Source organism: Shinella sp. HY16 (genome assembly GCF_028534175.1).
GTDB lineage: Bacteria > Pseudomonadota > Alphaproteobacteria > Rhizobiales > Rhizobiaceae > Shinella.
The window spans coordinates 1,279,320-1,290,555 of the sequence record NZ_JAHYXL010000002.1 but is presented as its reverse complement, the minus strand read 5'-3'; the positions used below and the strand labels follow the sequence as shown (position 1 = coordinate 1,290,555).

At 63.3% G+C, this 11,236-nt stretch carries 10 protein-coding genes; 2 read left to right on the top strand and 8 right to left on the bottom strand.

The window, feature by feature from the left end; all coding sequences use genetic code 11:
• Window positions 1-742 precede the first annotated feature (742 nt).
• The 5 genes from K0P03_RS26465 to K0P03_RS26445 all read right to left on the bottom strand — a co-directional run bounded on the left by K0P03_RS26465 (window position 743) and on the right by K0P03_RS26445 (window position 7,346).
• Window positions 743-1,180, bottom strand: a complete 438-nt coding sequence (locus tag K0P03_RS26465) for a pseudoazurin (RefSeq protein WP_024270714.1) — start codon at window positions 1,178-1,180, stop codon at window positions 743-745.
• A 74-nt stretch (window positions 1,181-1,254) separates the two neighbouring features.
• Window positions 1,255-3,444 carry a hybrid sensor histidine kinase/response regulator gene (locus tag K0P03_RS26460; protein ID WP_130519313.1) on the bottom strand — a complete coding sequence of 730 codons (2,190 nt, stop codon included), beginning with the start codon at window positions 3,442-3,444 and terminating at the stop codon, window positions 1,255-1,257.
• Window positions 3,441-4,592 carry an FIST N-terminal domain-containing protein gene (locus K0P03_RS26455; protein ID WP_272791084.1) on the bottom strand — a complete coding sequence of 384 codons (1,152 nt, stop codon included), beginning with the start codon at window positions 4,590-4,592 and terminating at the stop codon, window positions 3,441-3,443. Before K0P03_RS26455 ends, K0P03_RS26460 begins: the two co-directional genes overlap by 4 nt.
• 187 nt (window positions 4,593-4,779) lie before the next feature.
• A complete protein-coding gene (locus K0P03_RS26450; protein ID WP_037407719.1) occupies window positions 4,780-5,466 on the bottom strand; it encodes a response regulator in 687 nt (228 codons plus the stop codon).
• Window positions 5,467-5,579: 113 nt separating this feature from the next.
• The gene (locus K0P03_RS26445; protein ID WP_272791083.1) at window positions 5,580-7,346 is read right to left on the bottom strand and encodes a PQQ-dependent methanol/ethanol family dehydrogenase; all 1,767 of its coding nucleotides are present in this window, start codon (window positions 7,344-7,346) and stop codon (window positions 5,580-5,582) included.
• Between the two features lie 203 nt (window positions 7,347-7,549).
• On the opposite strand from K0P03_RS26445, the gene K0P03_RS26440 reads away from it, so the two are divergent.
• Window positions 7,550-8,524, top strand: a complete 975-nt coding sequence (locus K0P03_RS26440; protein WP_130519305.1) for an ABC transporter substrate-binding protein — start codon at window positions 7,550-7,552, stop codon at window positions 8,522-8,524.
• Window positions 8,496-9,176 (top strand): ABC transporter ATP-binding protein, encoded by a 681-nt coding sequence (locus K0P03_RS26435; protein ID WP_050745939.1) that lies wholly within the window; start codon window positions 8,496-8,498, stop codon window positions 9,174-9,176. Before K0P03_RS26440 ends, K0P03_RS26435 begins: the two co-directional genes overlap by 29 nt.
• On the opposite strand, the gene K0P03_RS26430 is transcribed toward K0P03_RS26435, so the two are convergent.
• Genes K0P03_RS26430 through K0P03_RS26420 form a run of 3 tightly spaced genes read right to left on the bottom strand, consistent with a single transcriptional unit; the run spans window position 9,116 to window position 11,231 of the window.
• Window positions 9,116-9,664, bottom strand: a complete 549-nt coding sequence (locus K0P03_RS26430; protein ID WP_272791082.1) for a tetratricopeptide repeat protein — start codon at window positions 9,662-9,664, stop codon at window positions 9,116-9,118. The two genes, K0P03_RS26435 and K0P03_RS26430, sit on opposite strands and share 61 nt — an antisense overlap.
• 14 nt (window positions 9,665-9,678) lie before the next feature.
• The gene (locus K0P03_RS26425; protein WP_272791081.1) at window positions 9,679-10,521 is read right to left on the bottom strand and encodes an ABC transporter permease; all 843 of its coding nucleotides are present in this window, start codon (window positions 10,519-10,521) and stop codon (window positions 9,679-9,681) included.
• Window positions 10,518-11,231, bottom strand: a complete 714-nt coding sequence (locus tag K0P03_RS26420) for an ABC transporter ATP-binding protein (protein WP_272791080.1) — start codon at window positions 11,229-11,231, stop codon at window positions 10,518-10,520. Before K0P03_RS26420 ends, K0P03_RS26425 begins: the two co-directional genes overlap by 4 nt.
• Between the last annotated feature and the right edge of the window lie 5 nt (window positions 11,232-11,236).

The following is an 11,236-nucleotide window of genomic DNA, read 5'->3' as shown; positions in this document are numbered from 1 at the left end:
TCAATCCTCTTGACGGTTGTGGGCGCTGTGCGGACCCATTTCCGTCACGATAGGCAGAGACTTGCCGATTCTACAAGGCGTTTTTCCTTAACGAGACGTTAGTGTTCCGGCTCGGAGCTCAAGCTTTACAGTTGTAAAGTCCGCCGTGCCGGGCAGAGGACTTTACAATTGTAAAGTTCCAATTTGCCTGATCGCCGCCGGCGTCGGGAATGCGAAGGCTGCGACGGAGAAATGATGCGTGGTGTATTTCATCGACCGCGTCAGTGCGGGTGGTCGGTTGGTGGCGGCTTATTGGCCGTTCAAGTGCTGCTGTCGGTCGCTAGAGGCGCACCGCGCAGAGCGTGCGGGAAGGGATGCCCGCTCCGTCGCCTGACCCGGATTGATGGAGTGCGATCCGAGTGGGTGCGCTGGCTATAGGGGGCAGGCAACCGTAGCTCAACGCGTTCTGTCGCGCCTCCGCCAGGGGTGGTAGCCTAGGTGGAGCCCTGCGGGAGGTCGCGCCCCACGAATATGCGGGGCATTTCCTTCAGTCGATAGCGCGCCCGATGCGTGCGGCGACGCGCCATGGAATGGATCCGGCGCTTGGCGGCAGGAGATGTGGTCCTTGCACATTCAAACGCGCCGACCAGCCGCCTCGAGATCATTCCCCGAGGGCGGTCCGGTGGAGTTAGGCTATGGCGCATTTGAGAACGCCGGCGATCGTCGGCTCCAAGAGCCGGCTTGTGGCCCAGTTTTTCGCGGACTACTGCGCCGCCAGCGTCTCAAAGGCGACCTTCATTCGTTCGCCGGCCTTCGCGGGAAGCTTGACCGATTTTGCGGTGTCGAGATTGGCGGATCCGTCGCCCACGCGAATGAGGGCGACCATGCCCATGCTGTAGTGCGGCGAGCACTTGATGCCGTAGTAGCCGGGCTCGGCGACCGTCAGTACATACTCTTCGTTGACTTTGCTCCTGAAGGGTTTGACGCCTTCGGGAAGCATGCCTTTGATACCTTCGACATTGTGGCTCTTGTCGGAGGGGATGAAGCGAACCGTGTCGCCTGGCTCTGCAGCGATGGCGGCGGGCTCGAAAACCATGGCGCCACTTTCGCCCTTGTTCAGCATCTTGACTGCATGCTCTGCGGCTTGGGCTGCGCCGCCTGCAAGAACCATCAGGGCCGTCATGGCCAAAAGTCTCGTCATTACATCCTCCTCCAGATCGGATGGAGGGATGTCCCATGGTGTGGGTAGTGTCGCAATGCGACCTTAGTGCCGGATCAGCCGGCAAGCACGAAGGCTTCCAGCGCATCGGCAGCAATCGGCTTGTACATGATCTCGATGCCGGCAGCTTCTGCTGCCAGCCGCGTTTGCGGCTTGCGATCGGCCGTCAGGATGCGGGTAGGGCGCGCACCATGTTGGGCGTGCAAAGCCTCTACCGTCTCGATGCCGGTAAGCGCGCCATCGAGTTGCTGGTCGATGAGGTAGAGGTCGGGCACGATGCCGATTTCGTCGAGCAGCGAAAGCGCCTCCTCGCCACTGGCCGCCTCCAGCACGCTGACCCCGCGCCGTTCCAGGAGCAAGGCAATGGCCCTGCGCAAACCCACATCGTTTTCGACGAGAAGTGCGATCCGGTCGCTGTTGTCGCCGGGTTCTTCCGGTATGACAGGCGTTGCTTCGCGGTAGATGGGGTTAGCCCGGGATGCCATGCGGGCGAGGTCGACGGAAAAACAGGTGCCGCGACCGGGTGTGGAGCGCAGATCAAGGCGGTGGCCGAGAAGAGCGCAAGCCCTCTCCACGATGGCGAGGCCAAGCCCCATGCCTTCGGAGGCTGAGGCTGATCCCTGAACCCTGTGGAATTCACGAAAGATCGCCTGCTGCTGGTCCGCCGCGATGCCCGGTCCCGTATCGTGGACCTCGACACGCACATGACCGTTCACACGACGCGGGCCAACGAGGATGCGGCCGCTCGCGGTGTACCGTATCGCATTGCTGATCAGATTCTGCAGGATGCGGCGTAGATACGTCGGGTCGCTCGAAACCGTAAGGCCACAAGGCAGGATATCGAGCCTCAGTCCCTTGCGGGCCGCGATCGGGGCGAATTCGTCTGTAAGCTGCCGAAGAAGCAGGGAGAGGGGAACCGGCCCTATATCGACCGCCGTCCCGCCAGCCTCCAGCCGGGAGATATCGAGCAGGGCGCCGAGAATACCCTCTACGCTGACGAGGGCGTTGTGCGCTTTTTCGAGTGTCCCACGCATCGGGGTCGCTTCCGCGTCATCCCTTGCGGCGGCAACGAAAAGCTTCGCGGCGGAAAGCGGCTGCAGGAGGTCATGGCTTGCCGCGGCGACGAAGCGCACGCGGGCTGAGTTGGCACGCTCGGCTTCGGCTAGGGCGGCCGCAAGGTCGCCGGTGCGTGCTGCCACGCGCGCTTCCAACGAGTTGTTGGCGCGGATCATGGCGTGGATGGCGAGCCGCTCGCGCGTGACATCGGCAAAGGACATGACAAAGCCGCGCCCCGGCACTTCCTGCGCGAAGACATCGAGGATGATGCCGGAGGCATGAGTGATCTCAAAGGATAGAGGCCCGCGCGGTAGCCGGCCATCGATCCACTGACGCAAGGTGTCACCGGAAAAACCATCGCCAAGGGTGATGGCGTCGGCGATGTAGTCTGCCAGCAGCTCGAAGGGTATTCCTCGCCGTAGGAGGCGTGGCGGAATGTCGAACAGCTGCGCGACCCGGCTGTTCCATCCCACCAGTCGGCGGTTGGCGTCGAAAATGCCGACGCCCTGATTTATGTGCTCCAGCGTGGCCCGGATCATACGGGCCTGGTCATCGAGCAGCTTGCCACGTTCGGAGCGCTCCATGCGGATCAGGTCAGTAATGTCGGTCTGGAGAATGACAGTGCCGCCATCGGCTGTTCGTTGCTCGCTGACCTGAAGCCAGCGGTCACCACTAAGCCCGACATTGAAGACCTGCCGTGCCCGGTGCAGGCGCATGCGCTCGGCTACCCAGGATTTGGGGGTCACGCCGCGGGGGAGGGCGAGGTACGTGGAGCGGCTGGCGGTTTCCACATAGTCGGCAAAGGTAATGCCGGGAGCAAGTTTCTCGTGAATGTCCACGAGGTCCCGACAGAAGCGGGAATTGCAGAGCACGAGCACTTCAGCCGGATCGAAGAGCGCAAACCCTTCCTCGATGGCCTCGATCGCCTGGGACAGGTCACGGCGCGCGCGCTCCGTGGCGCTGTTGGCCTCGTTGAGCAGTTTCAGCGTCGCTTCGAGATCCCGCGTACGTTGACGAACCCTTTCTTCGAGCATGGCCGCACGCCGGAACTGCTCGAAGGCGGCGCCACGGTCGCCGGTATTCTGCTCGACATGGCGCATCAGCGCGTCAGCGATGACAAGCATTTTCTCGAGGTTGCGGCTATCGCCATCGGCCGGATCAAACAGGCCGTCGGAAATCCGGGTGCTCATGAGCCACCTTCCGAAACGACGGTGCCGGGTGGGTAGAAGGCGAAGCCGGTCATCGTATGGTTTATGTGCATGGGGCCGATCTGCTCACCGTAGGTGGAAAAGCCAATGACGCCGTGCTGGCGCAGAAGTTCGGAGACAGGACCTGTCATCTGCCGCTCCTGTGCCTCGATGCGCCGCAGAATGCAGTCGAAGGCGAGAACTGCGACGGGATCGGCCGGATCCTTCAACGCCTGCAGCTCTGTTGAAAGATGCCCTACCAGATCGTGCGGCTCGGCGATGGTAAGCACCATGCCCTCGTCGATCGCTGAGAAGAACAGCAGTTCGCCGGATGGCAGTACCCGCTGAATGGCGCGGACGTGGTGACGGTCTCCCATCCGCACGGTCAGCGGATGAATGGCGAAGGTGAGGGTGTTGACGCTCTCCGGCTCCATGCCGATCAGGCGGGCATATTCCCGTACCGCCGGCTCGCCATTGATACACCGCACGATGCGGGCTGCGGGATTTGCCTCGGTTACGACCATCCGTCGCTCCGTCGGCTTGATGTGATCCATCTTGAACGGGCGCAACGGACAGTCGCCACGGATCACCGAGATGACCGCAGCATTGGGGAGAAGCCGCTCGCCCTCAAAGACGAGCGTTTCCCGGAAATGGACGCCGTCTCCCGCCGAACCGCCGATCAAAGGCATCGCACCCGTAGCGGCGGCGAGTGCGGAGGCGAGTTCGTCTTCGCGCGCTGAAAGCCCGTCGACGAGGAGGAGGGCGAACTCTTGCGCCAAATGGCCGTGATCGCGGGCAAGGGTCTGGCGGATGTGTAGCAGAGTATCGGACAGCGTGTCGGCGGCAAGCGTGGAGAGGTTCTGGATCAAAAATGTTTCGGCAGCGAAATGATTTGCACGAAACCCGACTGCGACAATGCTCTCCTCCTCATAGCCCGCCCCGGAAATTTCTCCGGCCGTGGTGCAGCCGGCGATCCTGGCACCCGGCCAAGCTCTGGAGCTCTCCGAAACGACGGCCGCGACATCGGCTTCGGGTGAAACAAAGAGCAGGACAAGCGCAAACGGGCCGGGGCCAAGACCCGCAGCCAGGCGCGCAACCGGACAGCTCTCATGCGCCGATACGAGCGCACGGGTAACGAAGTGTTCATCCACGGGCGATGGCCTCCTCCGCCGTTCCCCCGTCTCTATCTTAAGCATCCGCCGCGGGGCCGCGCCAGCGGGGAATGAAGCCGTTAGCCGATGGTCTTAGTATCCGCCAGAAAATCCCGACGAATTGGCCGATCGACACGTTCACGCACCGCCATGCCCGAAGTTCCGCACTGGCCTTCCAAAATCACCTTCAGGTGTCAGTAACCATGATTGCAAAGCTTGCTTCCTGCGCGAACAGCACCGCCTGCATGCGTGTCTGCACACCGAGCTTGCGCATAATGGCGGTGACATGCGCTTTCACCGTCGTCTCGGCGATGGAAAGCTCGTAGGCGATCTGCTTGTTCATGCGGCCAGCACAGACAAGCTGCAGGATGCGGGCCTGCTGGCGCGTCAGCAATGCAAGCCGCTTGACCGCCTCTTCCGAGGGGCTCGGTACGGATCCTTCCAGTGCCAGACGGCTTGCGTGGATCTCCCCGCGTGCGATGACGGCGAAGGCTTCGCGGAATTCTTCGCGCGAAGCATGTTTTGGCACGAAGGCATTGATGCCGGCCTTCAGGGCCGCCCGCACGATACGAACCTCATCGAGCGACGAGACGACGACGATCGGCGTCTCCGGCGCTGCCTGGCGCAGGCGCACCACGCCATCGAGGCCGTTGACGTCGGGCAGGTTGAGATCGAGCACGACAACGTCCGGCGACGGCCCGCTGGCAAGCCGCGTCAGCGCCGCTTCCAGCGTGCCGACGGCTTCGACATCCGGAATGCCCACCGGTCCCGTCAGCGTCATCGACAATGCATCGCAGAACAACGGATGATCGTCGACAATCAGCGCCGACCGCAGCATGCGAAGAGGTTTTTCCGGCACTAGAACTGGTATCATGCGAAATTCCCGATAGGGCTGGCGGTAGCTTAGCATCAAATTCGTCCGTCTTCATCGGCCTTTCGGCCAGCGCCAAAGCAACAAAGCCGGGCGTTTCCGCCCGGCTCTTCATCTCAGTCCAGCGAGGCCAGTTGTTTTGGCAGGCGGAAGGTCCAGACTGTGCCGCCCTGATTGAGGTAGTTGACCTTCTTCGCGACCTCTCCGCCCCACAGCGGAACGGCGCCGCCCCAACCCGAAATCACGGACACATACTGCTCGCCGTCCTGCTCCCAGGTCACTGGTTGGCCGACGATGCCCGAGCCCGTCTGGAATTTCCACAAATCCTCGCCGGTCTCGTTGTTAAGCGCGACGAAGTCGCCTTCCGGAGTACCGAAGAACACGAGGCCGCCGGCCGTTGCCATCGCGCCACCCCATAGCGGAGCACTGTTCTTGTATTCCCACTTGATTTCGCCGGTGCTCGGGTCGATTGCCTTGAGGCTGCCGATATGGTCCTCGAAGAGCGGTTTGATGGTAAAACCGGCACCGAGGTAAGCCGCGCCCTTCTTGTAGCTGATGGGCTCATTCCAGATGTCCATGCCCCATTCGTTGGAAGGCACGTAGAACAGGCCCGTCTTCGGGCTGTAGGCCATTGGCATCCAGTTCTTGCCGCCGAGGAACGAGGGCACGGCAAAGACCTGCTGGCCTTTAGCGCCGTCAGCGGCCGCGGCCGCATCGCCCGGACGGTTGTCCTCGTTGTAGATCGGCCTGCCGGTCTCATCGATACCCTTGGCCCACGTGATGTTCTTCACGAAGGGATGGGCGGCGACGAATTTCCCGTCCTCGCGGTTCAGCACGTAGAAGAAGCCGTTACGGTCGGCAGTGGCGAAGCGCTTGTTCCCGTCCTTGTCGACGAAAGGAACGACCTCGTTCACGCCGTCGAAATCCCAGCCTTCGCGGGGTGTCGTCTGGAAGTGCCACTTGATCTCGCCGTTTTCGGGGTCGATACCGAGGCGCGAGGCGGCATAAAGGTTGTCGCCCTTGTTGCCTTCCACAGGCTTGCCAGCATTGCGCAGATGGCTGTTCCACGGAGCCGGATTGCCCGCGCCGAAGATCAATGTCTTGGTGTCCTCGTCATAGGAACCGCCAAGCCAGGTCGCTCCCCCGCCCGTCTTCCACAGGTCGCCCGGCCAGGTCGCGTTGAGCGTCCCGGTCATCGTGCTTTCCTTGCCCTTGAAGGTTCCCATATGCCCTTCGATGACGGGACGGGTCCAGACGAGTTCGCCGGTCTCGGCATTGCGCGCCTGCACCTCGCCGACGACGCCGAACTCACCGCCCGAATTGCCCGTCACGACGAGACCGTTCACGATCAGCGGGGCGGCGGTGTAGCTGTAGCCTTCCTTGTAGTCTGCAATCTTCTTGTTCCAGACCACGTCGCCTGTCTTGCGGTTCAGCGCGACGATGCGCGCGTCGAGCGTGCCGAAATAGATGTTGTCACCGAAGATCGCCGCGCCACGGTTGACCACGTCGCAGCAGGGGAGGATACCCTCGGGCAAGCGCGCGTCATACTGCCAGACTTCCTTGCCTGTCTTGATGTCGATGGCATAGAGTCGGCTGTAGGAGCCGGTAATGTACATCATGCCGTCATAGATGATCGGCTGGCTTTCCTGGCCGCGTTGCTTCTCACCGCCAAGCGAGAAGGCCCAGGCCGGCACGAGATTCTTGACGTTCTTGGTGTTCAGCGTCTCCATCGGCGAAAACCGTTGCAGGCCGCGGCCCATGCCGTTGGTCAAGACGTCGCCGACGGTTTCGGCGTCCTTGGCAAGATCGTCCTCGGTCACGCCGGCATAAGCGGCGCTCGAACAGGCGATGGCCGCAATCGCGGCCAATACGAGTTTCCTCATGGCATCCTCCCACTCCATGCCCGCAGCAGGACGCGGGCTCCACGAGGGGGATCATCGGTGCTGTTCGGGAAGGGTTGAATTGGACCTTGGTCGTAAAATGCCCGTTGCGGCGGGTTTCCGGCCTCTTCGCCCCCCGTCAATAGGTCGTATATCGAGCGATAGGGCAGGGGGGTAGCATCTCGGGACCAAGGGGAGGAGAGCCCATGACGATCCTGAAATCGCTTGCCGGCGCGGTTGCGGCCGCGCTCCTGTCATTTACGCCGGCACTCGCCGAGACGCCCGTCGTGCGCGCCGCGCTGCAGCTTTCGGGCACGGTGAACTGGGAAGCCGACACGATCCGTCACTACGGCTTCGACAAGGCAAATGGCTTTGCCCTCGATGTGAGTGATGTTGCCGGTGCGCCGGCGGCGCAAATCGCGCTCGTCGCCGGCGAAGTGGACATGATCGTTTCCGACTGGCTCTGGGTGGCGCGCGAGCGCGCTGCCGGTCGCGATCTTGTCTTCATCCCCTATTCGCGCGCCGTCGGCGCCCTTATGGTCGCGGCCGACAGTCCGGCCAAAACGCTTGCGGATCTCAAAGGCCAGAAGATCGGTGTTGCGGGAAGCCCCATCGACAAGAGCTGGCTGATCCTGCGCGCCTATGCGCAGAAAGTGGAGGGCTTCGATATTTCCGGGACGACCGAGCAGATCTTTGGCGCTCCACCACTCGTCTACAAGGCAGCGCTCGACGGCGAAGTACAGGGTGCGCTGAATTTCTGGAATTTCGGCGCCCGCATGCAGGCGGCGGGCATGCGTCCGCTGATGACCGTCGATAAGGCAGCCGAGGCGCTCGGCCTCGACCCGCAAACACCGCTCGTCGGCTATGTGGTGCGCGGTGAACTGTTGAAGGCCAATCCGGGTCTTGGTGGAGCGATCGCCGCGGCCTCACATGCCGCCAAGACAAAGCTGACGTCCGATCCGGCTGCCTGGGCGCGTATCCGCCCGATGATGAAGGCGGCGAACGATGCCGAATTCGAGGCGCTGAAGGCGGGCTTCCTTGCTGGTACGCCGAAGGCGGGTGCCGTTGACGAAAAGGCTGCCGCCCGCATGCTTGCCCTCATGACCGAGCTCGGCGGCGCCGACCTCGTGGGCGACCTGAAAGAACTGCCCGATGGCGTTTTCCATCATCCCGGCAGCTGAGCCGGTCCTGCGGCTCGATCTGGAGAAAGGCGGGCCGGGCCGTGTGCTTGGCCCGATGGCGCTTTCGCTCGTGCCGGGTGAAACCGTCGCGCTGACCGGCCCCTCAGGCGCCGGCAAGACGTCGCTGCTGCGCATCGTTGCCGGGCTCGACAGGCGTTTCGAAGGACGACTGGAAGCAACGGAACGCGTCGCGATGGTCTTCCAGGAGCCGGTTCTCCTGCCCTGGCGCACGGCTCTGCAGAACCTCACCATCGTCGCGCGTGTCAGCGAAATCGAGGCACGGCACTGGATGGAGGAGGTTGGGCTAGCAGGGCTTGGCGGGCGCTTTCCGGGCATGCTTTCACTGGGCCAGCAGCGGCGCCTCTCGCTGGCACGGGCCTTCGCTTCCAGACCGGATCTCCTGCTGATGGATGAGCCGTTCGTCAGCCTCGACCCGGTGCTGGCCGATGAAATGATGAGCCTGTTCGAGCGACTGATTACCGCGCGGCCCTGTGCGACGCTGCTCGTCACCCATGTCCGGGCCGAGGCTCAGCGGCTTGCCGGCCGTATCCTTCGCCTGGAGGGCCGGCCGGCACGGCTTGTCGAGGAGGATCAGAAAGCCGGAGCGTATTTCCAGTTGTCGGCGTCGGGCGTCACGACGTCGAGGTCATAGCCGGCCCCCTTGAGGCGCCTTGCTGACGGAAGGCCGTTGTCGGCCGCCTCGTCGATGTAGCGGCGGCCGAGTGCCTTGTTTTCCAAGACGCCGCGCCCGCGCATGAGGTCGAGTCCATAGTTGAACTTGCCGACAGGATCGCCGGCTTCGGCCGCACGGCGGTCCCATTCTGCAGCGGCATCGGGGTTTTCAGGACCGCCGAGGCCATTGTCATCGAGCTGCGACATCCAGGTCATTGCTCCAGTCCAGCCGGCCTCGGCACAGCGCTCGAAGAGTTCGCGCGCCATCTCATGCCGGCCGGACTTGGTGATGTAGTAGCCGGTCGCGCAGATTGTCATGCTGGTGCGCCCCTCGGCGATATCCTTCATGACGCGGTTCAGCGTCAGTTCCTCCGGATTGAGCGTGCCGCCGGCGCCGGCATCCGCCTGCGACAGGGTCGTGTTGGCAGAAAGGAACAACAGGCTCGCGGTAACGATGACAAGACGCATGGTGGGTCTCCAGTTCAGGCCTTTCGCGCCGTCAGGCCACGGGCGGGGTCGTAACCCCAGATGGCGATGAGGCCGGACACGGCGAAGGCGGCGAGGGTGACGGCGAGCGCCGTAAGATTGCCCTTGGCGTAGAGGGAAAAGCGGATCAGCTCGACGGCATGGGTAAAGGGATTGAGCGCACACAGGTCCCGCAGGCGCGGCGAGGCTTCGGCCATCTTCCAGAGCGGATAGAGCGCCGAGGAGAGGAAGAACATCGGAAAGATCACGAAGTTCATCACACCTGCGAAATTCTCCAGCTGTCGGATGAAGGAGGAGAGCAGGAGACCGAGCGCGCCGAGCATCATCGCGGCGACCGCCATGGCTGGGGCGGCGGCAAGATAACCCAGCAAGGGAAAGCGAATCCCGTAAAGCGCGGCGATGGCGAGGAAGGTATAGGCCTGCAGCACGGCGATCAGGCTGCCGGCCAGCAACCGGCAGAACAGCAGCCACCAGCGTGGCAGCGGCGCGGTCAGGAGAAGCCGCATCGATCCCATCTCCCGATCATAGACGAGGCTGAGGGACGATTGCATCCCGCTGAACAGCAGGATCATGCCAACCAGCCCCGGTACGATGTAGATTTCGTAGGTGATGTAGGTCTGGTAAGGCGGCGTGATGGAAAGGCCAAGCGCCGCGCGAAAGCCGGTGGCGAAGACGAAGAGCCAGACCAACGGTCGTACCAGCGCCGCGACAAGCCGCCCGCGCTGTCCGAGAAACCGCAACGCTTCCCGATAGAGGATTGCCCGAAGCGCGGTGAGGGGACGGGAACGCCGTACGCCGCCAGTTTGCGGTTCAGCTCCGTCCAGAGCCTCCGTCGTCATGCCCGTTCTCCCGTCAGTGCAAGGAAGCGGGCCGTGAGATCCGCACCGCCGATTTCTCCAGCCTCGCCGTCGGCAAGCACGCTGCCACGATGGAGGATGACAAGCCGATCGGTCTTGCGCACCTCGTCCACCAGGTGGGTCGCCCAAAGCACGGTCAGCCCGTCCGCCGAGAGGTCGTGCACGTGGGCGGTGATGGCAGTGCGTGCGGCCGCGTCGAGGCCGACCGTCGGCTCATCCAGCAGCAGCACCTGCGGCCTATGCAGGAGGGCGCGGGCGATTTCCATCCGCCTGCGGTGGCCGCCGTTGAGTTTTGCGACTTTCTCCCCTGCACGCTCTGCCATGCCGAGCCGCTCAAGTGCTGCAATCGTGCGCATCTCCGCCTCGCGCCCCGAAAGGCCATGCAGCGCGGCGAAGTAGAGGAGGTTGTGCCGGACGGTGAGATCCGGATCGAGCGTGGAGGCCTGGAAGACGGCGCCCATGCGGGCGAGGGCGGCGCGTGGCGCGCGCGCCATGTCAAAACCCGCCATCACGATCCGGCCGGCACGCGGCGTGAAAAGCCGCGTGAGCATTCCGAACAGTGTCGACTTCCCGGCACCGTTCGGCCCGAGCAGGGCGCAAAAGCGGCCGGGTTCGACGGAAAACGACACGTCATCGAGCGCACAGCGCGCGCCCCAATCATGACTGATGCCCTCCACCGTCAAACCGCCCATGGTCG